The organism is Microbacterium sp. NPDC089188 (assembly GCF_040685155.1).
Classification (GTDB): Bacteria; Actinomycetota; Actinomycetes; order Actinomycetales; family Microbacteriaceae; genus Microbacterium; species Microbacterium galbum.
In genome coordinates, this window is the sequence record NZ_JBFBHH010000002.1 from 420,322 (window position 1) to 443,795 (window position 23,474).

The following is a 23,474-nucleotide window of genomic DNA, read 5'->3' on the forward strand; positions in this document are numbered from 1 at the left end:
GCTCTCACGGTCGGGCGGCGAGGGGTACGCGCACGCTCGCGGCGATCCGCTCGAGGGCGTCAGCCACGACCGCAGCCCCCGCCTTGCCTCCGGCCGCGGACCGGTTGGCGATCAGGCGGTGGGCGAAGACGGGCGCCAGCAGGGCCGTGATGTCGTCGGGGATCACGTACGACCGGCCGTCGAGGGCCGCCCGCACCTTGGCGGCGCGAACGAGCTGCAGGGTCGCCCGGGGGCTCGCGCCGAGCCGGATGTCGGGGTGACTGCGCGTCGCCTGTGCGAGCGCCACGACATACTCCTCGAGTGCCGGGGCGACGTGCACCCCGCGCGCCCAGGCGATCATGGCGGTCACCTGGCGGGCCGAGACGACGGGGGTGAGCCCGTCGAGCGGGTTGACCGCGTCGCGCTGGCGGAGCATGAGCGCCTCGGCCGCGGCATCCGGGTATCCCATCGAGATGCGCAGGAGGAAACGATCGCGCTGCGCCTCGGGCAGGGCGTACGTGCCCTCCATCTCGTACGGGTTCTGCGTGGCGACCACGAGGAAGGGGGAGGGCAGCACGTGCGTGCGCCCGTCGACGGTGACCTGCCGCTCCTCCATGGCCTCGAGCAGAGAGGACTGCGTCTTCGGCGAGGAGCGGTTGATCTCGTCGGCGATGACGATGTGGGCGAAGACCGCGCCGGGGGTGAACTCGAACTGCCGCTGCACCGGATTGAACACCGACACGCCCGTGATGTCGCCCGGAAGCAGGTCGGGGGTGAACTGGATGCGACGGACGTCGGCGTCGATCGTGGCCGCGAGGGCCCGCGCCAGCATCGTCTTGCCGACCCCGGGCACGTCTTCGATCAGCAGGTGCCCCTCCGCGAGGAGGGCGATGAGAGCGCTTCGGACCGCCTCCGGCTTGCCGTCGATCACCTGCGACACGGATGCCAGGATTCCCCCGGTCAGACGGGCGAACGTCTCTGCGTCGAGGGGCGCGTCGGCCGCGGGCCGGGCGGTGGTGTCGGGGCGGCGGAGTCGTGATGCCGCCTCGGGCGTGACCGTCTCGTCCATGGCATCCCTTGCGTCGCGGGGTGGAGGCGCGTCGTCGCCGCCGTGACCTGATCGTAACCCGCTCGGCATGGGCGGGGGCCCGAAACGACGCGGCACACAGGCGTCACTCGGCGGATGCTCGGGCCCCTAGGATCGGGGAGCGTTGGTCCACCCGAGGAGCCCGCGCATGTCGCACACCACCCCGTCCCTGCCCGCCGTCACGCACGTGCTCGCCGTCGACATCGGCGGGACGAAGGTGGATGCCGCCCTCGTCTCGCTCGCCGGTGAGGTCGAGCGGGCGAGCGTGACCCGGCGTCCGACCGGGAGGGCCGCGGACCGCGACGAGATCGCCCGCAACATCCGCGAGGCCGCCACCGCGGCGCTCGCCGCCGTCGACGGCGCCCGCGTCGGCGCGATCGGTGTGGGCAGTGCCGGCCCCGTCGACCTGCCCTCGCGCTCGGTCTCGCCCCTGAACCTGCCCCTCGCCGCCGGTCTCCCGATCGACGAGGTGCTCGGGGGGCTCGTGGACGGCCCGATCCGCCTCGCCCTCGACGGCACCTGCATCGCTCTCGCCGAGCACTGGCGCGGAGCGCTCGTGGGCTGCGACGACGCGATGGCGATCGTGGTGTCCACCGGCGTGGGCGGCGGACTCATCCTGGGCGGTCGGCCCGTTCCCGGCACCAGCGGCAACGCGGGCCACCTGGGCCAGACGTTCGTGCGCACCATCGAGGGCGACGAGGTCGTGGCATCCACCCTCGAGGCCGTCGCGTCCGGCCCCGGGACCGTCGCCTGGGCGCAGGCGCAAGGGTGGGAGGGTGAGACGGGGCTCGACCTCGCCGCCGCCCATGCGGCCGGGGACGCGATCGCCATCGCCGCCGTCAGCCGCTCGGCCATCGCCGTCGGGCAGGCGATCGCAGCGGCGGCGACGCTGTGCGATCTCGAGGCCGTGGCCATCGCGGGCGGCTTCTCGCAGGTGGCCCCCGACTACGTCCACCAGGTGCGCGCGGCCGCCGAGGCGGCGGCGCTGCACGCCTACGCGCGCCGGTGCCGCATCGTCGGCTCGGGTCTCGACGGCGACGGCCCCCTCCTGGGGGCGGCAGCGCTCGCGCTGCAGTCCTGAGGCCGGGTCTACCCTGAGACCGAGGACCGCGCCGCGGGCCGACGAGTGAGGGCGGGGAACATGCGTACGGGTTCCAATCTGCCCGCCGTCGGCGAGTACAACCAGACGCTGGTGCTCGACCTCATCCGTCGCTCGCCGGAGGGGTTGAGTCGTGTCGAGCTCTCGGCGCGCACCGGTCTGAGCGCGCAGACGCTCAGCAACGTCACCCGCCGTCTCGCCGATGACGGTCTCATCATCGAGGCGGGCAAGGTCATCTCCGGCCCCGGCAAGCCGCGGACGCTGCTCAAGCTCGAGCCGCGCTCGCGGTTCGCCGTGGGGGTGCACCTCGACCCCGTCGTCGACACGATCGTCGTGGTCGACATGGCGGGGGAGGTCATCGCGCACGACGAGATCCCCGCGCTCCGCGAGGTCGCTCCCGAAGCCCTGGTGACGGCCGTGGGCGCGGCCGTCGACGCGATCGTCGAGCGTGCGGGGGTGCCGCGCGAGCTCGTTCTCGGGGTGGGCGTCGCCGCCCCCGGGCCGTTCGACGCCCGTGGCGGACGCCTTCTCGATCCGCCGCTGCTGCCGCAGTGGCACAACGTGAACGTGCGCGAAGACCTCGGTGCGGCGACGGGGCTGCCCGTCATCGTCGAGAAGGACGTCACCGCGGCGATGGTCGGCGAGATGTGGTTCGACCGCTCCGACGTGCTCAGCGACGCGATGTTCCTGTACTACGGCGCCGGCGTCGGCATGGGGCTCGCCGTGGCGGGCGCTCCGGTGCGCGGGCGGACCGGCAACGCCGGGGGCATCGCGCACGTGGTCGTGGATGCGGACGGACCTCTGTGCGCGTGCGGGTCGCGAGGATGCCTGGGGGTGTCGATCGAACCGCGCGTGCTCATCGCCGAGGCCGGGTACATCGACGCCGACCCGCGCTCGGGCCTCGACCGTCTCGTGCGCGATGCGGCGGATCCCCGGCACGCGGCCGCGGGAGTGCTGCGGCGGGCGGGGGAGCGGATCGCGCGGGCGCTCGTGGTGACCAACAACCTCCTCGACGTCGACGAGGTCGTGCTCGGCGGTCCCGCGTGGGAACGCCTTTCCGGGGTGCTCGCCGACATCGTCGCTGAGCATGTCGCCTCGGATCCCGCGTCGACGGCGACGCTGCCGATCATCGTGCGGCGTTCGGTGGTCGGGCTCGATGTGGCGGCCGTGGGAGCCGCGTGCTTGATGCTGGACGGCGCGTTCGCGGCCCGACCGGCGCGCATGATGATCGCGCTCTGACGCGGCCCGGACCGTTCATAGCGGGGCGTGTCGCGATCGTTACCTCGCTGCGGCTGCCCTGACTTGCCGAGTTAGTCCATTTGATTTATAAAAGGTTCTGGCGACGCGGTGTCTCCACCCGAGCAAGGGAGCTTCCATGAAGAAACTGACGATGGCGACCGGTCTTCTGACCGCCACCGCCCTGACCGTGGCTCTGGCCGGCTGCTCCGGTGGCAGCGGCGACGCGGCGGACTCGAAGACGATCCGAGTCGCGTACCAGACCACGGCGACGTTCAACCAGATGCAGACGCTGATGGAGAACGCCAAGAAGCAGTACGAGGCCGCGCACGAGGGCATGACGGTCGAGCTCGTCCCGATTCAGGCCGAGGGCGCGGATTACTACACGAAGCTCGCGCTGATGAACAAGTCGGCCAGCACCGCTCCCGACGTGCAGTACGAAGACACGTTCAAGATCCAGTCCGACGCCGCGGCCGGCTACCTCCTGCCGCTCGACGACTACCTCGCGAAGTGGGACGACTGGTCGCAGTTCGCCGAGGGCGCGAAGCAGGCCGGTCTCGGCCCCGACGGAAAGTCCTACGGCGTCTCGCTCGGCACAGACACCCGCGGCCTCTGGTACAACAAGGCCCTCTTCGAGGCCGCCGGCATCTCCGTGCCGTGGCAGCCCAAGACCTGGGCCGACATCCTCTCGGCCGCCGAGAAGGTCAAGGCCTCCAACCCCGACGTCATCCCGATCAACGTCTACTCGGGCAAGACCGCCGGCGAGGCGGCATCCATGCAGGGGCTCGAGATGCTCATGTACGGCACCGAGGACACCCTCTACGACACCGACAGCAAGAAGTGGGTCGTCGGCAGCCAGGGCTTCAAGGACTCGCTGCAGTTCGTCAGCGACGTCTACCAGGGCGGCCTCGGACCGTCGCTGCAGCAGGCGCTCGACCCCAACATCTTCACCAGCGTGACCGCCGACTGGCTGCCCTCGTCGAAGCTCGCCATCGCTCTCGACGGCTCGTGGCAGTCGGCCGCGTGGGTCGACGGCGGCACCGCCGCGTGGCCCGAGTGGAGCGACGCCCTCGGCATCGCCGCCATGCCGACGCAGGACGGCCAGGCGCCCGGCACCACCAGCATGTCGGGGGGATGGACCCTCGCGATCGGTAAGAACACCAAGAACGCCGACGCCGCGTGGGACTTCCTCTCCACCGCCGTGAACAAGGACAACGCCACCGCCTACGGCATCGACAACAGCCAGATCGCCGTGCGCGCGGACGTCGCCCAGTCCAGCGAGTACCTCGACGCCAACCCGAGCTTCGAGACCTTCTCGAGCTTCGTCGACACCACCCACTTCCGCCCGGCGACCGAGGACTACGACAAGATCTCGAACCAGATCCAGGTCGCGATGGAAGCCGTCATGACCGGTCAGTCGAGCGTGGACGACGCGGCCGCCGCCTACGACCAGGCCGTCATCGGCATCGTGGGCGAAGACAACACCCAGCAGGGCTGATCGTGACCGCCCTGGCTACCCCCGGGGCGACCGGAACCGGCCGGGGGTCGCGCGTGAAGACGCGCGGCCTCCGGTCGTCGGCCCGGGCGCTCCCTCTCCTGCCGGCAGCCCTGCTGCTGGCCGTGTTCCTGCTCGGCCCCATCCTGGTGTCGCTGTGGGGCTCGCTCACGAACGCGACGCTGTCGGGATCGACGGCCGTCGCCAGCGACTTCGTCGGCTTCGACAACTACGTCCAGTTGTTCAAGGCCCCCGACTTCCCCGTCGCGGTGATCAACACGATCGTCTTCGTGTTCTTCTCGGCCGTGATCGGACAGAACGTCCTGGGCCTGGCCCTGGCGCTGATGATGCGCTCCGGCAATCGCATCGTGACGGCCGTGGTCGGCACGATCGTCGTCACCGCGTGGGTTCTCCCCGAAATCGTCGCGGCGTTCGCCGCATACGCGTTCTTCCGCGACAACGGAACATTGAATGCCGTCCTCGCCGTCTTCGGCGTCGAGCCCGTCAGCTGGCTGTTCACCCTGCCGGTGCTCATGGTGATCTTCGCCAACATCTGGCGCGGCACGGCCTTCTCGATGATGGTCTACTCGGCCGCGCTGGCCGATGTGCCGCCCGAGATCACCGAGGCGGCGGAGATGGACGGTGCCAGCGGTTTCAAGCGCCTCATCCACGTCACCATCCCGATGATCCGCTCCACCATCGGCACGAACTCCATGATCGTGACCCTGCAGACGCTGTCGGTGTTCACGCTCATCTTCGTCATGACCGGCGGCGGCCCCGGCAACAAGAGCACGACGCTGCCGATCCTCGCGTACCAGCAGGGGCTGAAGTTCGGCGAGCTCGGCTACGGCACCGCGATCGCCACGATCATGCTCGTCATCGGCGCCGTCTTCTCGTTCTTCTACGTCCGCGCCCTGCGCGAGGAGGTCTCGTCATGAGCGCCACCACCACCCTCCCCGAGGTCACGGGCCGCCGCGCCCGGTCGGCCGCGCCCGCCCCGACGCGCACGAAGGCCTCGCTCTCGTCTCCGCGCACGCGCGCGCTGAGCGTGCTGTCGAACACGCTCATGATCGTCATCGGCTTCCTGTTCGTGGTGCCGCTGGTGTGGCTGGTCACCGCGTCCCTCGACGCGCAGCCGACCCTCGCGGTCAAGATGCCCGAGGTCATCACCCTCGACAACTTCGCCGCGGTGATGAAGCCCGACCTGCTGTTCCTCCCGCTCTGGAACAGCGTGCTGCTCGCGGGCGGCACCGCGATCGCGACCGTGGTGCTCGCCTCTCTCGCGGCCTACCCGCTGTCCCGCTACAAGATGCGCGTCGGAAAGCCCTTCCTCTACGCGGTGCTGTTCGGAACGTGTCTGCCGATCACGGCGATCATGGTGCCGGTCTACAGCCTGTTCGTCCAGCTGAACCTCATCGACTCCGTCGGCGGCACGATCCTCTTCCTCACCGCGAGCGCCCTGCCGATCGCGATCTGGATGATGAAGAACTTCATGGACGGCGTCCCCGTCGAGCTCGAGCACGCGGCGTGGATGGACGGCGCGGGATCGATGCGCACACTCGTGCAGATCGTCCTGCCGCTCATGCGTCCCGGTATCGCGGTGGTGTTCATCTTCACGTTCATCCAGGCGTGGGGGAACTTCTTCGTCCCCTTCGTGCTACTGCTCAGCCCCGACTACCAGCCGGCCGCGGTCAGCATCTTCAACTTCTTCGGGTCGTTCGGAGCGGTGGCCTACGGCCAGCTCGCGGCCTATTCGATCGTCTACTCCCTCCCGGTCCTCGGCCTGTACGTGCTCGTACAGCGCGGACTCGGCGGCCCGTCGGCCCTCGCCGGCGCGGTCAAGGGCTGACCCGTCCCCCCAGACAAGGAACACACCCCATGCACGACCGCACCGCGCTCATCGAGATGCGCATCGAACGCTTCGTCCGCGAGCGTCTCGCCCCCGCCGTCTACCGCGCCCGCCAGCCCCTCGACATCCAGGCGTGGGAGGCCCCGGGCGAGCCCGTGACCTTCGCCGAGGCGCGGGATGCCGCCTACCGCCCGTTCGCGATCGGGACGCCGTGGGGCCGCGCGTGGGGGACCACCTGGTTCGCCGTGTCGGGGGAGATCCCCGCTGCGTGGCGTGACGCCGCGGGCGCCCTGCCCGAGGGCACCGTCGCCGAGCTCGTCATCGACCTCGGCTTCACCGCTGGTCAGAGCGGCTTCCAGTGCGAGGCGCTCGTCTGGAACCGCGAGGGAGCGCCCATCAAGGGCGTCTCGCCGTTCAACAACGCCAGCCCGGCCGCGGTCGACGCCGACGGTCGTGTCGACGTGCTCGTCGAGGCGGCATCCAATCCCGATGTCGGCAGCCTCTTCACCTTCGAGCCCACCCCGGTCGGCGACCCCGCGACTGCGGGCGACGCTCCTCTCTATGTGCTCCGCGAGATGTCGATCGGCCTCCGCGACCTCGCGGTGTGGAACCTGCTGCAGGACTTCCGTCTGCTCCACGGCCTCATCGCCGAGCTCGACGCGACCTCCGCGCGCCGCGCGACCCTGGTCGAGGCGATGGATGCCGCGATCGACGCGGTCGATCCCGAAGACGTCGCGGGGACGGCACAGGCCGGCCGCGACGTCCTCGCCCCGCTGATGGCCGCGCCCGCGGCACCCAGTGCCCACGTGCTGCACGCGGTCGGTCACGCCCACATCGACTCTGCGTGGCTGTGGCCGGTGCGAGAGACCGCGCGCAAGGTCTCGCGCACGTTCAGCAACGTGCTGTCGCTCATGGACGAAGACCCCGAGTTCGTCTTCGCGTCGTCATCGGCGCAGCAGTTCGCGTGGATGAAGGAGCACTACCCGGCGCTCTGGGAGCGGCTGAAGGCGCGCGTCGCCGAGGGACGCTTCGTCCCGGTGGGTGGCATGTGGGTCGAATCCGACACCAACATGGTCGGCGGCGAGGCCATGGCCCGCCAGTTCGTGGAGGGCAAGTCGTTCTTCCTCGAGGAGTTCGGCATCGACACCGAAGAGGTGTGGCTGCCCGACTCGTTCGGCTACAGCGGCGCGCTGCCGCAGATCATGAAGGCCGCCGGCGCCCGGTGGTTCCTGACGCAGAAGATCTCGTGGAACGAGACCAATCGCATCCCGCACCACACCTTCCGCTGGGAGGGCATCGACGGATCGCGCATCTTCACGCACTTCCCGCCGGTCGACAAGTACAACTCCGAGGTCACCGCGGCCGACCTCGCCCACGCCGAGCGCAACTTCGCCGACAAGGGCCGGGCCCGCACCTCGCTCCTGCCGTACGGCTTCGGCGACGGCGGCGGCGGACCCACGCGTGAGATGACCGCGACCATCGCCCGCACGCACTCCCTCGAGGGCGCGCCGGTCGTGAAGCACTCCACGCCGCGGGAGTTCTTCGAGACCGCCGAGGCGGAGTACGCCGACCCGGCCGTGTGGGCGGGGGAGCTGTACCTCGAGTTCCACCGGGGCACCTACACCAGCCAGCTGCGCACGAAGCAGGGCAACCGTCGCAGCGAGCACCTGCTGCGCGAGGCGGAGCTGTGGGCGGCCACCGCGACCGTGCGGACGGGCGCCGCCTACCCGGCCGACGCGTTCCAGCGCCTGTGGCGCCTGGTGCTGCTGCAGCAGTTCCACGACATCCTCCCCGGCACCTCGATCGCGTGGGTGCACCGGGATGCCGAGCGCAACTACGAAGCGATCGCCACCGAGCTCGAGCAGATCATCGCCGACAGCCTCCGCGCGCTCGTCGGCGAGGGCGACCGCACGCTGCTGGTCAACGCCGCGCCGCACGCCCGCGCCGGTGCGCCGGCGCTGGGCATCGCCGCCGCACCGGGTGCGCGCGACGTCACCCCGCGCGCCGAGGGCTCGGGCTTCGTGCTCGACAACGGCATCGTCCACGCGGTGATCGACGCCCGAGGACTTCTCATCTCGCTCGTCGACGTGGTGTCGGGGCGCGAGGTCGTGCCGGCGGGCCAGGTGGCGGGGCTCTTCGAGGTCTTCCGCGACACCCCCACCCAGTGGGACGCGTGGGACATCGACGAGACCTACCGCCGGCACGCGACACCCCTCGACACCGCGGATGCCGTGCGCATCGACGCAGACGCGGTCGTCGTGGAGCGCTCGATCGGCGAGTCCACGATCGTCACGCGCGTCGCGCTCGCCGCGGGCGCGCGCACCGTGCGGCTGTCGCTCGACGTCGACTGGCACGAGCAGCAGAAGCTGCTCAAGCTGGGCGTCCCCGTCGACGTGCACACCGACCGGGCGGCATCCGAGATCCAGTTCGGACACATCGTGCGCCCGACCCACACGAACACGTCGTGGGACTCGGCGCGTTTCGAGACCGCCGCGCACCGCTGGGTGCGGGTCGCGGAGCCCGACTTCGGCGTCGCCGTGACCAACGACTCCACCTACGGCCACGACATCACCCGCCACGAGCGCGACGGCGGGGGGACCTTCTCGCTCGTGCGCCTGTCGATCATCCGGTCGGCGATGTTCCCCGACCCGGGGCAGGACCAGGGCGCGCACCACCTCGAGGTGGGCATCGTCGTGGGGGCCGACGTGCTCGACGCCGTCGCCGAGGGCTACCGCACCAACCTGCCCGCGCGGGTGGTGACCGATGCCGGGGAGGACTCCGTGGCACCCCTGGTGGCGATCGATGCTCCCGGCGTCGTCGTCGAGGCCGTCAAGCTCGCCCAGGACGGATCGGGCGACGTGGTCGTCCGTCTCTACGAAGCGCTGGGAGAGCGCACGCAGGCGCGCCTCGAGGCCGGCTTCGACGTCGCCCGCGTGAGCGAGACCGACCTGCTGGAGCGTGACGTGGACGCCGCAGCGGTGACCGCTGTGCAGGGCGGCGTCGTGGATCTCGAGCTGCGTCCGTTCCAGCTCGTCACGGTGCGGTTGTCGCGCTGACATCCGACCGACACGCGGCCGGGGTGCGATAAGCACCCCGGCCGCGTCGTCGTCTGCGGGAGGGGTCGCGGGCGAGAGCGGCCCCGCAGGTCGGGTAAGCTGTACTCGGCTCTCCGCGTGGCGGCATCCAGGCCAACTCCCCCAGGACGGAAACGTAGCAAGGGTAACCAGGCTCTACCGGGTGCGCGGAGGGTCTTTTCTTTGCCCGGAAACGGGTGGACGCTCTCCGACGCTTCAGCGGCGGCCCTCCACCGACCGCCCGGTCCCGCCGCCCGCGCGACGTCGCCGCACTGCCGCGATGACCACGGGCAGGACCGACACCGCGACGATCACGATGACGAGCACGTCGATGTTGTGGGCGATGAACGGGATGCCGCCCAGCAGCACCCCCACCAGGGTCATCGCGCACGACCAGCCGATGGCGCCGACGGCGTTCCACAGCAGGAACCGGCGATAGGGCATGTCGGCAGCGCCCGCGACGAGGGGCACGTAGGTGCGCACGATGGGGACGAACCGGCCGACCACGAGCGAGAGGCCGCCCCAGCGCGCGAAGAAGGCCTCGGCTTCGGCCAGACGTGCCGTCGTGAGCAGGCGCGCGTCGTCGCGGAACAGTCGCCGGCCGAAGCGTCGGCCGAGCCAGAATCCGACCTGATCACCCGCGAGTGCGGCGAGCGACGCGACGACAGCCACCTGCCACGGAGCGATGCCGAGAGGGTCGCTGAGGATCGCCGCCGTCACCAGCAGGGAATCGCCCGGAAGGAAGGGGAAGAGCACCCCCGACTCGATGAAGACGAGGAGGGCGATCCCGGCGAGGACGAAGGGCCCGAAGGCCTGCAGCACGGATGCCGCGTCGAAGGGATTCAGGGCGGTGAGCATGCGGCGTGATCCTCCGGTCCGGGGCGGAACGGGCCGCCCGTGCCGGAGCGGGAGCGCCGACGCAGTCGACGGTAGAACCGGTCCTCCCAGATTTCGCCAAGATTGACGGCGCCCCGCGACCGTGATCGCACCGGCGCGTCAGCGGCCGGGGGAGAACGGCCCGTCCAGCACCGCCCACTGCAGGAGCATGATCGTTTTGGCATCCTGGATCGACCCGTCGCGGATCATCGACAGGGCGTCGTCGATGTCGTACTCGAGGATCTCGATCTCCTCGTCCTCTTCGGCGAGGCCCCCGCGATCGCCGTGGCGCGCGGAGCCGTCGTAAGCGGCGGCGAAGAAGTGCAGACGCTCGGTGACCGATCCGGGGCTCATGTACACCTCGAAGACCGGCTCGACCTCGTCGACCCGCACCCCGGTCTCCTCCTCGGCTTCCCGGCGCATCGCGGTCACCGGGTCATCGTCGTCGAGCAGCCCCGCCGCGGTCTCGATCAGCATGCCGTCGGGGTGGTCGTTGACGTACACGGGGTAGCGGAATTGCCGGGTGAGCAGCACGGTCCGCCGGGCCGGGTCGTAGAGCAGGACCGTCGCGCCGTTGCCGCGATCGTAGGTCTCGCGCGTCTGCGTGCTCCAGGTGCCGTCGTCGCCGCGGTAGCGGAACGTGGTCGCGCGCAGTACGTGCCAGCCCGCAGCGAGCAGCTCGACGTCTTCGACGACCACGCGCGGGTTGCGGTCGAGGCCGAGACCGGTCAGGTGCAGGCCGGTGCGACCGCGGTGGTCGGGGACGGTGGTGCCGGGACGCGCATCGTTCATGATTCGGAACGATAGTGCTGCCGGGTCGTCCTGATGACTCGACGCCGAAGCAACCCCGAAGCGGTGTCGGGGGCCCGCTCTAGGCTGGACGCGTGACGCAGAGCATCTACATCACGTCGGCCGAAGGTCATTCGGGCAAATCCTCCGTGGCTCTGGGCGTCCTCGACGCCCTCAGCCGCGTCACGCCGCGCGCGGGGGTGTTCCGCCCCATCGCGCGCTCCACGGCCGAACGCGACTACGTGCTCGAGATGCTGCTCGACCACGACAGCGTCGACCTGGCGTACGACGATTGCGTCGGCGTCACCTACGACGACGTGCGCGACGACGCCGATGCGGCGCTGGCGCGCATCGTCGAGCGCTACAAGGCCGTCGAGGCGCAGTGCGACGCCGTGGTCATCATCGGCAGCGACTACACCGACGTCGGCAGCCCCGCCGAGCTCGCCTACAACGCGCGCATCGCCGCCAACCTCGGTGCCCCGGTGCTTCTCGTTCTCGGTGGCCGCGCGCAGCAGGGGCACAGCGAGACCCTCGGTCTGTCGGTCGCACGCACCCCGCAGGAGGTCGGTCAGATCGCCTCCCTCGCCATCTCGGAGCTGCAGCACGAGCGTGCGGCGCTCTTCGCCGTGATCGCCAACCGCGCCGATGCCGACCACCTCGACGAGATCGTGGCATCCGTTCGCCAGGTCGTCGACGCCGCTCCGGTCGCCGGAGAGGACCGCACCGTTCCCGTGTGGGCGCTTCCGGAAGACCGCTTCCTCATCGCGCCGTCGGTCCGCGGCGTCCTGCGCTCGGTCGAGGGCGAGCTCATCAAGGGCGACCCGGCGCTGCTCACGCGCGAGGTGCTGGGCGTGGTCGTGGCGGGCATGTCGATGGTCAACGTGCTGCCGCGACTGAAGGAGTCCGCGGTCGTGGTGATCCCGGCCGACCGCACTGAGGTGCTGCTCGCGGCGCTGCTCGCCAACGCGTCGGGCACTTTCCCGTCGCTGGCGGGCATCGTGCTCAACGGCGGGTTCGAGTTGCCCGACTCGATCGTGCGACTCATCGACGGCCTCGGCTCGCCGCTGCCGATCATCGCCACCGACCTCGGCACGTACGACACCGCCGTGCGCATCATGAACACGCGCGGTCGCCTGGCCGCCGACTCCCAGCACCGCTACGACACCGCACTCGCACTGTTCGAGCGCCACGTCGACACCGAGCTGCTCACGCGCGAGCTCGGCGTCGCCCGCCCGAGCGTCGTCACCCCGCTCATGTTCGAGTACGGCCTCGTCGACCGGGCCCGCGCCGACAAGCGCCGCATCGTGCTGCCCGAGGGCACCGACGACCGCGTCCTGCGGGCGGCGGCCACCGTCCTCTCGCGCGGCATCGCCGACCTGACGATCCTCGGCGAGCCGATCGAGGTGCGCGGGCGCGCGATCGAGCTGGGTATCGACATCCGCGATGCCGAGGTGCTCAGCCCCTTCGACGCCGTGCACGTCGACAAGTTCGCCACCGAGTACGCCCGGCTCCGGGCGCACAAGGGCGTCACCTACGCGCAGGCCGCCGACACCGTGACCGACGTGTCGTACTTCGGCACCCTGATGGTGCACCTGGGCTTGGCCGACGGCATGGTCTCGGGTGCTGCGCACACGACGGCGCACACCATCCGTCCGGCGTTCGAGATCATCAAGACCGCCCCGGGCGTCTCGGTGGTGTCGAGCGTGTTCCTCATGGCGCTCGCCGATCGCGTGCTCGTGTACGGCGACTGCGCCGTCATCCCCGATCCGACCAGTGAGCAGCTCGCCGACATCGCCGTGTCGTCGGCGGCCACGGCCGAGCAGTTCGGCATCGCCCCGCGCGTGGCGATGCTGTCGTACTCGACGGGGGAGTCCGGCACCGGTGCCGACGTCGAGAAGGTGCGCGCGGCGACCGCCCTGGTGCGCGAGCGCGCTCCGGAGCTCCTCGTCGAGGGACCCATCCAATACGACGCCGCCGCCGACGCGGCCGTGGCACGCGCCAAGATGCCGGGATCGGAGGTCGCCGGACGCGCCACGGTGTTCGTCTTCCCCGACCTCAACACGGGCAACAACACCTACAAGGCGGTGCAGCGTTCGGCCGGCGCCGTCGCGATCGGACCGGTCCTGCAGGGGCTGAACAAGCCCATCAACGACCTGTCGCGCGGAGCGCTCGTCGACGACATCGTCAACACCATCGCGATCACCGCGATCCAGGCCCAGGGGAGCCCCGAATGAGCGTCGTGCTCGTCGTCAACAGCGGATCGTCGTCGTTCAAGTACCAGCTGCTCGACATGGCGCGCGAAGAAGTCCTGGCGAGCGGCCTCGTCGAGCGCATCGGGGAGTCGACCGGGGTCGCGCGGCACACGGTGAAGGCGGCGGCCCTCGCCTCGCCCGAGTGCCCTGCGCCCACGGTCACCGACGCGACCTCGACCATCGAGCGCGAGATCCCCGACCACACCGCCGGCTTCGCCGTCATGCTCGAGGCCTTCGCCGCGCACGGACCCTCGCTCGACGAGCACCCGCCGGTCGCGGTCGGCCATCGCGTCGTCCACGGCGGCGCGCGGTTCTTCGCGCCGACCGTGGTCACCCCCCTCGTCGAGATCAACATCGACGAGCTGTCGGTGCTCGCGCCGCTCCACAACCCCGCGAACCTCGCCGGCATCGTCGCCGCCAAGAAGGCGTTTCCGACCGTGCCGCACGTCGCGGTCTTCGACACCGCGTTCCATCAGTCCCTCGCTCCCGAGGCGTACACCTACGCCATTGATCGCGAGGTCGCCGAGGCGCACCGCATCCGTCGCTACGGCTTCCACGGCACGAGCCACAAGTTCGTCAGCGAGGCCGCCGCCGCCTTCGTCGGGCGCCCCCTCGGTGAGCTGAAGCAGATCGTCTTCCACCTCGGCAACGGTGCTTCCGTGGCCGCGATCGAGGGTGGCCGCTCGGTCGACACCTCGATGGGGCTCACCCCCCTCGAGGGTCTCGTCATGGGAACGCGCTCGGGCGATCTCGACCCGGCCGTGCTCCTCCAGCTCGCCCGTCGTGCCGAGATGTCCATTGCCGATCTCGACACGCTGCTGAACAAGCGGTCCGGCCTTCTCGGCATCGCCGGCGTCTCCGACATGCGCGACATCCAGGAGCGACGGGATGCCGGCGACCCGGCGGCGCGGCTCGCCTTCGACGTCTACATCCACCGCCTGCGCGCCTACGCAGGGGCCTACCTCGCCCAGCTCGGCGGGGTCGATGTCATCTCGTTCACGGCGGGGGTGGGGGAGAACGCCCCCGCGGTCCGCGCGGAGGCGATGGCCACCCTCGGTTTCGCCGGCGTCGAGATCGACCCCGCGCGCAACGCGGCGCGCGAGCGCGGCATCCGTCGCATCTCCACCGATGCCTCGCTCGTCGAGGTGCTCGTCGTACCGACCGACGAGGAGCTCGAGATCGCCCGGCAGACGCTGTCGGTCACGGCCTGAGGTCGACTCAGCCTCCGGCCAGCGCCATGTGCACCTGGTAGCGATCCCCGCGGTACCACGACGTGACGTGCTCGACGGCGCGACCGCCGGAGCGCGACGTGCGCCGGAACACCAGGACCGGCGACCCGGGAGGCACCGCGAGCGCCGTCGCGACGGCATCCTCGACCGCTTCCGTCCACACCGTCTGCTCGGCGGCGTCGATGCGGACGCCGTACCTCTCGGCCAACAGGCCGTAGAGCGACGTGCCGAGGTCCTGCTCGCCGAGGTCGTCGGCGAGACGCGGTGAGTACCAGCCGGTCTCGAGGGCCATCGGGATGCCGTTGGCCAGGCGCAGACGCTCGATCGACCAGGCTTCTTCGTCCTCATCGAGGCCGAGGGCTGCGCGCACGTCGAGGGGCGGGATCGCCCTCTCGGCGCGGCGGACGAGGGTCGTGGCGACCATGCCCCGTCGACGCATGTCCTCCGTGAACGACGCGAGGTGCAGCTGGGACTGCACGCGCTCGCCGGCGACGAAGGTGCCCTTCCCCTGCACCGTGTACAGCTTCTGCTCGTCGATCAGTTGCCGCAGCGCCTCGCGCACGGTCGCCCTGCTCACCCCGTGGCGGGTCGACAGCTCGCGTTCCGACGGGATGGCCGCGTGGGCCGGCCACGTGCTGCCGATGTCCGACAGCAGGATCGCGCGCAACTGGGCGTGCTTGGGAATGGGGCCGGCGGTGACGGCGGGCGGGGTGTCGGCATCGCGGAGACGGGGCATGACGGCGTCGACTTTCGGTGTTGACACGCCCGACGGTGACCAGTAGCTTCACTGGTACGTACCAGTACGAGCCACGTGGTCGGCGCGGGCGAAGACGATCTGATCTTCCCCAACCTAAGCGACGGTCGCTGGTGCGTACCGTCGAACCGCCGCCCCCGAGGAGTCCCCGTGACCGTCATCCTGTCCCCGCTCGTCGGAGTCGTCCTGCCGCTCGCCGACGTACCCGATCAGTTGTTCGCCCAGGGGGCGATGGGTCCGGGCGTCGCGGTCGAGCCGCCTCTCGAGATCGTCGACGTCGTCTCGCCGGTCGAGGGCACGCTGCTGCAGGTCTTCCCGCACGCGTTCGTCGTCGTGACCGACGAGGGGGTGGGCGTGCTCGTGCACCTCGGGCTCGACACGGTCCAGCTCCAGGGCGAGGGCTTCACGCCCTATGCCGCCAAGGGCGATCGGGTTGCGGCGGGCACCCCGGTCATCGCCTACGACGTGCCGGCGATCCGCGCGGCGGGCCTCGCCAGCGTCGTCCCCGTGGTCGTCCTCGAGCGCTCCGCCGACGACGTGTCCCTGCACGCCGCCGAGGGCGCCGAGATCACCCCCGGTACCCCCCTTCTGTCCGTCTGATCCGTTCCGTCACCGTCGAGAGAGAACCGTCATGGCCACCACCGTCCCCACCGCGCGCCGCCGTGGAATCCCGGGCTTCGCGCAGATGCAGCGCCTGGGCAAGAGCCTCATGCTGCCCATCGCGGTGCTGCCGGCCGCCGGCATCCTGCTCCGTCTCGGTCAGCCCGACCTGCTGGGCCAGATCGACCTGCCGGTCATCGGCCCCTTCTTCCAGGCCATGAGCGCGGCCGGCGGTGCGCTGTTCGACAACCTCGCGCTGCTGTTCGCGGTCGGCGTCGCGATCGGCTTCGCGAAGAAGGCCGACGGATCGACGGCGCTCGCGGCCGTCGTCGGATACCTCGTGCTCGCGAACGTGTTCAAGGCGATGTCGCCGGTGGTGCTCGCCGGGCAGACCACGGCCGCGGGCGATCAGGTGCAGATCAACTACAGCGTGTTCGGCGGCATCGTCATCGGCCTGCTCACGGCGTGGCTGTTCGACCGGTACCACACCATCCAACTGCCGTCCTACCTGGGATTCTTCGGTGGGCGCCGGTTCGTTCCCATCGTCGTCTCGCTCGCGAGCCTCGTCGTCGGGTTCGGGCTCAGCTACTTCTATCCGATCTTCGACACCGGCCTGACGGGCCTCGGGGCCTTCATCGGCGGCACGGGCGCGATCGGCGCCTTCGTCTACGGATTCGCCAACCGCATGCTCATCCCCGTGGGGCTGCACCACATCCTCAACTCCTACGTGTGGTTCCTGCAGGGCTCGTACACGAAGGGCGACGGCAGCGTCGTCACCGGTGAGCTCACCCGCTTCGCCGCGGGCGATCCCACCGCGGGTGCGTTGACCTCGGGCTTCTACCCTGTCCTGATGTTCGGTCTCCCCGCCGCCGCGCTCGCCATGATCCACCTGGCCAATCCCGCGCAGCGCAAGGCCGCGATCGGCATCCTGGGCGCCGCCGGCCTCACGGCGTTCCTGACCGGGATCACCGAACCGCTCGAGTTCGCGTTCATGTTCGTCGCGTTCCCGCTCTACGTGGTGCACGCGGTGCTCACCGGCATCTCGCTCGCCGTCGCCTACCTGCTCGACATCCACCTCGGTTTCTCGTTCTCCGCGGGACTGTTCGACCTGCTCCTGTACGGCACGGCGCCGGCGGCGAACAACATCTGGCTGTTGGTGGTGATGGGCGTGATCTACTTCGGCGTCTACTACCTCCTGTTCCGCCTCGTCATCAAGAAGTGGAACCTGCGCACCCCGGGCCGCGAAGACCTGTCCGCCCCGACGAGCGACGCCCCCGCGGTCGACGCCGACGCCGACCCCGCCGCCGGAACGCCGATCGCCCCGTCCGCGCCGGCCGTCGCCACCGCCACCGACACTGCCGCAGCCGCTGCGCCCGCCCCGGCTCCCACCGGGTCCACCGCCGAGCAGCTCATCGACGCCTTCGGAGGCCGCGCCAACCTCAAGCACGTCGACGCCTGCATCACACGCCTGCGCATGGAGGTCGCCGACCGCACACTCGTCGACCACGCACGACTGAAGCAGCTCGGCGCCGCCGGGGTGCTCGAGGTCGGCGACAACGTGCAGGCCGTCTTCGGCCCCCGCGCCGAGATGCTCAAGAACGACATCCTCGAGGTGCTGTGATGACGAACGGATGCCGCGCCCTCGGCGCCCGAGCGAGAGGGGGACGGTGATGGAGGTCGTCGTCGTCCCCACCTCCGAGGATGCCGCCCGCGTCGTCGCCGACGCCTACACCGCCCTGCTGCACGCCACTGCGTCGGCGGTGCTCGGCCTCGCCACGGGCTCGACGCCCCTTCCGGTGTACCGCGAGCTCGCGCGCCGTCACCGGGACGAGGACCTGAGCTTCGCGCGGGTGCGGGCGTTCCTGCTCGACGAGTACGTCGGGCTGCCCGCCGGTCACCCCGAGCGGTACCGCGAGTTCATCCGCACCGAGCTCGAGCAGCACGTCGACTTCGCCCCCGACGCGATCCTCGGCCCGGGCGACCTCGAGGTCCCGCCGCTGGAGGCCGGTCCCGCGTACGAGCAGCGCATCCGCGACGCGGGAGGCATCGATCTGCAGATCCTCGGGATCGGAACCGACGGTCACCTCGCCTTCAACATGCCGATGTCGAGCCTCGCGAGTCGGACGCGACTGAAGACCCTCACCCCCCGCACACGGCAGGACAACGCCCGGTTCTTCGACGGCGACATCGATCAGGTCCCCACCCATTGCCTCACGCAGGGGCTGGCGACGATCCTCGACAGCCGTCACGCGATCATGCTCGGCTTCGGCCGCGGCAAGGCGCAAGCGGTGCGCGAGGCGGTCGAGGGACCCGTGTCGGCGCGGTGGCCGGCCTCGGTGCTGCAGCTGCATCCCCACGCGACGGTCGTCGTCGACGAGGATGCCGCGAGCCAGCTCGCCTTCGTCGACTACTACCGCACCACCTACGCCGGGAAGCCGGCGGGGCAGGGGCTGTGATGCGCCTGCGTGCCGCGCGGGCGCTGATCGGGGGATCGTTCGTGGGCCCCGTCGTCCTCGAGATCGCCGCGGGGCGGATCACCCGCATCCGCCCGGCGACGGGGGACGAGAGCGTCGATCACGACGTCGTCGACGGCGTCGTGACGGCGGGCATGCTCGACCTCCAGGTCAACGGCTCGTTCGGAGTCGACGTGGCGGCCGCCGACGAGGCGGGGTGGCGAACTCTCCTCGCCGGGCTCGCCGCGCGCGGGGTCACCGGGATCGAGCCGACCGTCATCACCGCGCCCCTGCCCGACACCGTCGCCGCCCTCGAGCGCGTCGGACGGGCGAAGGAGCGGTTCGCCGACGAACCCGTCGCCCGTGTCCTCGGCGCGCACCTCGAGGGCCCGTTCCTCTCGCCCGCCCGTAAGGGCGCGCACCGCGCCGACCTCATGCTCGCCCCCGCCCGCGAGCACCTCGATACCCTGCTCGAGCGCCCCGCGGCCCGCGCCGCGCTGCGCACCGTCACCCTCGCCCCGGAGCTCCCCGGCGCGCTCGAAGCCGTCCACCGTCTCGCCGGGGAGGGCTACGTGGTCGCGGTCGGGCACAGCGACGCCACCGCCGCGCAGGTGCACGCGGCGGGCGACGCCGGCGCCACGATGACGACCCACGTCTTCAACGCCCAGCGCCCCCTCAAACCGCGTGAACCCGGGGTCCCCGGCGCGGTGCTCTCCGACGATCGCTTCTTCGTCGGCACGATCATCGACGGGCAGCACCTCGACCCCAGCGTGGTCTCGCTCGTGCTCGCCTCCGCCGCTCGACGCACGGTCGGCGTCACCGACGCGATCGTCACCGCGGGGCTCGAGACCGACCGGTGGTGCGACTTCGGCGGTCAGCCGGTCGCCAACGACGCCCACGGGCTCGGCCGGCGACGAGACGGCACGATCGCCGGTGCCGGCATCGTGCTGGATGAGGGCGTGTGCCGCATGATCGCCGCGGGGCTCGACCCCGCCGCCGTCCTGTCGGCCTGCACAGAGAACGCCGCGCGCTCGCTGGGGCGCACCGACATCGGTCACGTCGCCGAGGGGGCGGCGGCCGATCTCGTGCAGTGGGATGCCGACTGGCATCCGTCCCAGGTGTGGATCGGCGGACGCGCCCTCTCGGTCACCGCGCGATAGCCCCTCGCCGCGTCGTCCCGCCACTACGCTGGAGGGGCGGCGCTCCGGGCGCCCGCGCCACCGCACCCCGATCTGGAGCACGCCGTGACCGACAGCCCCGACCTGCCCGACCTCACCTCGTTCGACGGCGTGCTGTTCGACCTCGACGGGGTTCTCACCCCCACCGCCGAGGTGCACATGCGCGCGTGGAAGACGATGTTCGACGAGCTGTTCGCGGCGTGGAAGATCGAACCGGCCTACACCGACCGCGATTACTTCGAATACGTCGACGGAAAGAAGCGCTACGACGGGGTCGCGAGCCTGTTGCGCAGCCGCGACGTCGAGGTGCCGTGGGGTGACCCGTCGGACGACCCCAGCGAAGACACCGTGTGCGGCGTCGGCAACCGCAAGAACGAGGTGTTCTCCCGCATCCTCCGCAGCGAGGGCATCCGTCCCTATCCGGGGTCCGTCGCCCTCCTCGACGTGCTCCAGGCCGCCGGCACCCCGATCGCGGTCGTGTCGAGCTCGAAGAACGCCGTCGAGGTGCTCGAGGCCGCGGGGCTGCGCGACCGGTTCCCCGTCGTGATGGACGGCGTGGTCGCCGAGCGCGACCATCTGGCATCCAAGCCCGCCCCCGACGTGTTCGCCGAGGCCGCCCGCATGCTGGGCGTCGATCCCGCGCGATCGGTCGCGGTCGAAGACGCGCTGAGCGGCGTGCGCTCGGCCGTCGCGGCCGGCTACGGCGTGGTGGTCGGCGTGGACCGCGGCGTCGGCGCCGACGACCTCTCCACCGCCGGCGCGACGGTGGTCGTCGACGACCTCGCCGCGTTCGTAGACTGAGCCGTCGCCTGCGCGCGGCGTCCCTCGCTCCGTCTGCGGACGGTGCCCCCGAACCTCACCCGCCCGAGCGGCATGCCGCCCGCTCGTGCCGACCCGAACCCGCCACCGGAAGGCCCGCCCGATGATCGATCGCGATCGCTTCCCCATCGACGAGTGGCGACTCGTCGAGACCCAGTTCTCCCTCGACGACGTGGGGGTCACCGAGACCCTCTTCGCCGTCGGCAACGGTTACCTGGGCCTGCGCGGCAACTCCATCGAGGGGCGCTTCGCCCTCGAGCAGGGCACGTTCATCAACGGCTTCCACGAGACCTTCCCGATCCGTCACGCCGAGCAGGCGTACGGCTTCGCGGAGGTCGGCCAGACGATCATCAACGCACCGGATGCCAAGGTCATGCGCGTCTACGTCGACGACGAGCCGCTCTCGCTCGACGTCGCCGACGTGCGCGAGTACGAGCGCGTGCTCGACATGCGCCAGGGCATCCTCCGTCGCGACATCCTGTGGGTGACGCCCTCGGGTAAGCGCGTGCGCATCCAGGACGAGCGGTTCGTGTCGTTCGACGAGAAGCACCTCGCCGTGCTGCGTCTGACCGTCACCGTCCTCGACTCCGACGCGCCCGTCACGGTCAGCAGCCAGCTGCTCAACCGCCAGGATGGCGAGGGCATCTATGGCGGCTCGCCGATGGCATCCACGCAGTCCGGATTCGACCCGCGTAAGACCGAGAAGCTCAGCGACCGCGTGCTGCAGCCGCGCGAGTACTGGCAGGACGGCGAACGCTCGGCGCTGAGCTACGAGGTCAGCGAATCGGGCATGACCCTCGCCGTCATCGCCGACCACCTCGTCGACACGCAGAACGAGTACACCTCGCGGCGACTCATCGAGCCCGACATCGCGAAGAACGTCTACCGCGTGCACGCGCGGGCCGGCGTTCCGACCACCATCACCAAGCTGGTGAGCTACCACACCTCGCGTGGTGTGCCCACGGGCGAGCTCCTCGACCGCTGCCGCCGCACCCTCGACCGGGCGGTCGAGACGGGCATCGACCGCCTCGTCGAGCAGCAGATCGCCTGGTACGCCGACTTCTGGGATCGCTCCGACGTGCGCATCGGCGGTCATGGCGACCTGCAGCAGGCGACCCGCTGGTGCCTGTTCCAGTTGGCGCAGGCCGCGGCCCGCGCCGACGGGCAGGGCGTGCCCGCGAAGGGCGTCACGGGGTCGGGCTACAGCGGCCACTACTTCTGGGACACCGAGGTCTACGTCCTGCCGTTCCTCGCGTACACGTCGCCGCTGTGGGCGCGCAACGCCCTGCGCATGAGGTACCTCATGCTCCCCGCGTCCCGCAAGCGCGCGCACCAGCTCAACGAGGCGGGCGCCCTGTTCCCGTGGCGCACGATCAACGGCGAGGAGGCATCGGCGTATTACGCCGCCGGCACCGCGCAGTACCACATCAACGCCGACGTCGCCTTCGCGCTCGCCAAGTACGTCCGGGCGACGGGCGACGAGGAGTTCCTCGCCCGCGAGGGCGTGGACATCGCCGTCGACACGGCGCGCCTGTGGTCGACGCTCGGCTTCTGGCGCTCCAGCGACGCCGCCGCCGACGGCGAGCACGACTCGTTCCACATCCACGGCGTGACGGGGCCCGACGAGTACACGACGGTCGTGAACGACAACCTGTTCACCAACGTCATGGCGCGCTTCAACCTGCGCTTCGCCGCGCGCACGGTGCGCGACCTCGCCGAGCACGACCCCGACGCCTACGCCCACATGGCCGACCGCATGAACCTCGACCCCTCGGAGCCCGAGGGCTGGGAGAAGGCGGCCGAGGCCATGCACATCCCGTTCAGCGAGGCCCTCGGCATCCATCCCCAGGACGCCGTGTTCCTCGAGCGCGAGATCTGGGACCTCGAGAACACCCCGCCCGACCAGCGCCCCCTGCTGCTGCACTTCCACCCGCTGGTGATCTACCGGTACCAGGTGCTGAAGCAGGCGGACGTGGTGCTCGCGCTGTTCCTGCAGGGCAACCACTTCACGGATGCCGAGAAGCTCGCGGACTTCGAGTACTACGACCCGCTGACCACGGGCGACTCCACGCTGTCGGCCGTCGTGCAGTCGATCCTGGCCGCCGAGGTGGGCTATCAGGACCTCGCGCTGGAGTACTTCCGTCAGGCCGCGTTCGTCGACCTCGGCGACCTGCACCACAACGCCTCCGACGGCGTGCACGTCGCATCGGCCGGCGGCGTGTGGACGGCGCTCGTGAGCGGTTTCGGCGGCATGCGCGACCACTTCGGCCGCCTGACCTTCGACCCGCGCCTGCCCGCCGACTGGCCCGAGCTGTCGTACGTGCTGCACTGGCACGGCACCCGCCTCGACGTCACCCTCACCGCCACCGCGCTGACGCTGCGGGCCGGGGGAGAGGGCGGCCCCGTCGCGTTCGCGGTGCGCGACGTCGACTACACGGTGGCGCCGGGCGAGACCGTGCGCGTGGCGCTGCACGGCCAGGGTCCGGTGCGTCCGGGGCGCCCCTCGATCCGCCAGCTCGAGGGATCCGTGCGCGAGGACGGCACGCTGCTGTCGGCATCGGTGCCGATCGTGACCGCGGCGATCCCGCTCGTGAGCGACGACGAGTCGCCCATCGCGGTGGGCCTCGACGGCGGCTTCTGATCCTGCTCGAACGCGGCGGCATCCCTCCCGGGGTGTCGCCGCGTTCGTCGTTGCGGGGGCGCGC

The 23,474-nt window shown here is 70.8% G+C and carries 18 protein-coding genes and 1 other RNA gene; 15 read left to right on the forward strand and 4 right to left on the reverse strand.

What is annotated here, in order from left to right; all coding sequences use genetic code 11:
• Positions 1-4 precede the first annotated feature (4 nt).
• Positions 5-1,048, reverse strand: coding sequence for a MoxR family ATPase (locus tag AB0N80_RS08175; protein ID WP_315994908.1), 1,044 nt, complete (start codon positions 1,046-1,048; stop codon positions 5-7).
• Between the two features lie 166 nt (positions 1,049-1,214).
• Here AB0N80_RS08175 and AB0N80_RS08180 point away from each other — a divergent pair, with 166 nt between their 5' ends.
• The 7 genes from AB0N80_RS08180 to ffs all read left to right on the forward strand — a co-directional run bounded on the left by AB0N80_RS08180 (position 1,215) and on the right by ffs (position 10,002).
• Positions 1,215-2,147: an ROK family protein gene (locus AB0N80_RS08180; protein WP_363578424.1), complete on the forward strand. Its 933-nt coding sequence runs from the start codon at positions 1,215-1,217 to the stop codon at positions 2,145-2,147.
• 60 nt (positions 2,148-2,207) lie between these two features.
• Entirely contained in the window at positions 2,208-3,404 is a 1,197-nt protein-coding gene (locus AB0N80_RS08185; protein ID WP_363578425.1) for an ROK family protein, read from the forward strand.
• 136 nt (positions 3,405-3,540) lie between these two features.
• Positions 3,541-4,899 (forward strand): extracellular solute-binding protein, encoded by a 1,359-nt coding sequence (locus tag AB0N80_RS08190; RefSeq protein ID WP_363390077.1) that lies wholly within the window; start codon positions 3,541-3,543, stop codon positions 4,897-4,899.
• Positions 4,900-4,901: 2 nt separating this feature from the next.
• The gene (locus AB0N80_RS08195) at positions 4,902-5,834 is read left to right on the forward strand and encodes a sugar ABC transporter permease (protein WP_363578426.1); all 933 of its coding nucleotides are present in this window, start codon (positions 4,902-4,904) and stop codon (positions 5,832-5,834) included.
• Positions 5,835-5,962: 128 nt separating this feature from the next.
• Positions 5,963-6,745: a carbohydrate ABC transporter permease gene (locus AB0N80_RS08200; RefSeq protein ID WP_363578642.1), complete on the forward strand. Its 783-nt coding sequence runs from the start codon at positions 5,963-5,965 to the stop codon at positions 6,743-6,745.
• Between the two features lie 29 nt (positions 6,746-6,774).
• Positions 6,775-9,801 (forward strand): glycoside hydrolase family 38 C-terminal domain-containing protein, encoded by a 3,027-nt coding sequence (locus AB0N80_RS08205; protein ID WP_363578427.1) that lies wholly within the window; start codon positions 6,775-6,777, stop codon positions 9,799-9,801.
• A gap of 104 nt (positions 9,802-9,905) precedes the next feature.
• An RNA gene (gene ffs / locus AB0N80_RS08210) (signal recognition particle sRNA small type) lies at positions 9,906-10,002 on the forward strand.
• A gap of 33 nt (positions 10,003-10,035) precedes the next feature.
• Here ffs and AB0N80_RS08215 read toward each other — a convergent pair.
• Both AB0N80_RS08215 and AB0N80_RS08220 read right to left on the reverse strand, forming a co-directional pair.
• A complete protein-coding gene (locus tag AB0N80_RS08215) occupies positions 10,036-10,677 on the reverse strand; it encodes a DedA family protein (protein ID WP_363578428.1) in 642 nt (213 codons plus the stop codon).
• A 138-nt stretch (positions 10,678-10,815) separates the two neighbouring features.
• A complete protein-coding gene (locus tag AB0N80_RS08220; protein ID WP_363578429.1) occupies positions 10,816-11,487 on the reverse strand; it encodes an NUDIX domain-containing protein in 672 nt (223 codons plus the stop codon).
• 92 nt (positions 11,488-11,579) lie between these two features.
• Between AB0N80_RS08220 and pta the strand changes: the two genes are divergently transcribed.
• Both pta and AB0N80_RS08230 read left to right on the forward strand, forming a co-directional pair.
• The gene (gene pta / locus AB0N80_RS08225) at positions 11,580-13,718 is read left to right on the forward strand and encodes a phosphate acetyltransferase (RefSeq protein ID WP_315994900.1); all 2,139 of its coding nucleotides are present in this window, start codon (positions 11,580-11,582) and stop codon (positions 13,716-13,718) included.
• Positions 13,715-14,947 (forward strand): acetate kinase, encoded by a 1,233-nt coding sequence (locus AB0N80_RS08230; RefSeq protein ID WP_363578430.1) that lies wholly within the window; start codon positions 13,715-13,717, stop codon positions 14,945-14,947. Before pta ends, AB0N80_RS08230 begins: the two co-directional genes overlap by 4 nt.
• Before the next feature lie 7 nt (positions 14,948-14,954).
• Here the strand turns inward: AB0N80_RS08230 and AB0N80_RS08235 are convergent, their stop codons facing one another.
• The gene (locus AB0N80_RS08235; protein WP_315994898.1) at positions 14,955-15,701 is read right to left on the reverse strand and encodes a GntR family transcriptional regulator; all 747 of its coding nucleotides are present in this window, start codon (positions 15,699-15,701) and stop codon (positions 14,955-14,957) included.
• Positions 15,702-15,869: 168 nt separating this feature from the next.
• Here AB0N80_RS08235 and AB0N80_RS08240 point away from each other — a divergent pair, with 168 nt between their 5' ends.
• From AB0N80_RS08240 to AB0N80_RS08265, 6 genes are all read left to right on the forward strand, one after another.
• Positions 15,870-16,319, forward strand: a complete 450-nt coding sequence (locus tag AB0N80_RS08240) for a PTS glucose transporter subunit IIA (RefSeq protein ID WP_315994897.1) — start codon at positions 15,870-15,872, stop codon at positions 16,317-16,319.
• 31 nt (positions 16,320-16,350) lie between these two features.
• Positions 16,351-17,940, forward strand: coding sequence for a PTS transporter subunit EIIC (locus tag AB0N80_RS08245; protein ID WP_315994896.1), 1,590 nt, complete (start codon positions 16,351-16,353; stop codon positions 17,938-17,940).
• Positions 17,941-17,989: 49 nt separating this feature from the next.
• Complete coding sequence (gene nagB / locus AB0N80_RS08250) at positions 17,990-18,775, forward strand: glucosamine-6-phosphate deaminase (protein ID WP_363578431.1); 786 nt, start codon at positions 17,990-17,992, stop codon at positions 18,773-18,775.
• On the forward strand, positions 18,775-19,932 hold the full coding sequence (locus AB0N80_RS08255) for an amidohydrolase family protein (RefSeq protein ID WP_363578643.1): 1,158 nt from the start codon (positions 18,775-18,777) through the stop codon (positions 19,930-19,932). Before nagB ends, AB0N80_RS08255 begins: the two co-directional genes overlap by 1 nt.
• Positions 19,933-20,016: 84 nt before the next feature.
• Positions 20,017-20,751 (forward strand): beta-phosphoglucomutase family hydrolase, encoded by a 735-nt coding sequence (locus AB0N80_RS08260; RefSeq protein WP_363390050.1) that lies wholly within the window; start codon positions 20,017-20,019, stop codon positions 20,749-20,751.
• 121 nt (positions 20,752-20,872) lie between these two features.
• Complete coding sequence (locus AB0N80_RS08265; protein WP_315994893.1) at positions 20,873-23,410, forward strand: glycosyl hydrolase family 65 protein; 2,538 nt, start codon at positions 20,873-20,875, stop codon at positions 23,408-23,410.
• Positions 23,411-23,474: the final 64 nt, after the last annotated feature.

Excerpts from the sequence above, each read along its gene's own strand:
- AB0N80_RS08255 (WP_363578643.1), top strand. The coding sequence starts at position 18,775 with ATGCGCCTGCGTGCCGCGCGGGCGCTGATCGGGGGATCGTTCGTGGGC.
- AB0N80_RS08235 (WP_315994898.1), bottom strand. The coding sequence starts at position 15,701 with ATGCCCCGTCTCCGCGATGCCGACACCCCGCCCGCCGTCACCGCCGGC.
- AB0N80_RS08220 (WP_363578429.1), bottom strand. The coding sequence starts at position 11,487 with ATGAACGATGCGCGTCCCGGCACCACCGTCCCCGACCACCGCGGTCGC.
- AB0N80_RS08180 (WP_363578424.1), top strand. The coding sequence starts at position 1,215 with ATGTCGCACACCACCCCGTCCCTGCCCGCCGTCACGCACGTGCTCGCC.
- AB0N80_RS08175 (WP_315994908.1), bottom strand. The coding sequence starts at position 1,048 with ATGGACGAGACGGTCACGCCCGAGGCGGCATCACGACTCCGCCGCCCC.
- AB0N80_RS08205 (WP_363578427.1), top strand. The coding sequence starts at position 6,775 with ATGCACGACCGCACCGCGCTCATCGAGATGCGCATCGAACGCTTCGTC.
- AB0N80_RS08215 (WP_363578428.1), bottom strand. The coding sequence starts at position 10,677 with ATGCTCACCGCCCTGAATCCCTTCGACGCGGCATCCGTGCTGCAGGCC.
- AB0N80_RS08185 (WP_363578425.1), top strand. The coding sequence starts at position 2,208 with ATGCGTACGGGTTCCAATCTGCCCGCCGTCGGCGAGTACAACCAGACG.
- AB0N80_RS08245 (WP_315994896.1), top strand. The coding sequence starts at position 16,351 with ATGGCCACCACCGTCCCCACCGCGCGCCGCCGTGGAATCCCGGGCTTC.
- nagB (WP_363578431.1), top strand. The coding sequence starts at position 17,990 with ATGGAGGTCGTCGTCGTCCCCACCTCCGAGGATGCCGCCCGCGTCGTC.
- AB0N80_RS08265 (WP_315994893.1), top strand. The coding sequence starts at position 20,873 with ATGATCGATCGCGATCGCTTCCCCATCGACGAGTGGCGACTCGTCGAG.
- AB0N80_RS08200 (WP_363578642.1), top strand. The coding sequence starts at position 5,963 with ATGATCGTCATCGGCTTCCTGTTCGTGGTGCCGCTGGTGTGGCTGGTC.
- AB0N80_RS08190 (WP_363390077.1), top strand. The coding sequence starts at position 3,541 with ATGAAGAAACTGACGATGGCGACCGGTCTTCTGACCGCCACCGCCCTG.
- AB0N80_RS08230 (WP_363578430.1), top strand. The coding sequence starts at position 13,715 with ATGAGCGTCGTGCTCGTCGTCAACAGCGGATCGTCGTCGTTCAAGTAC.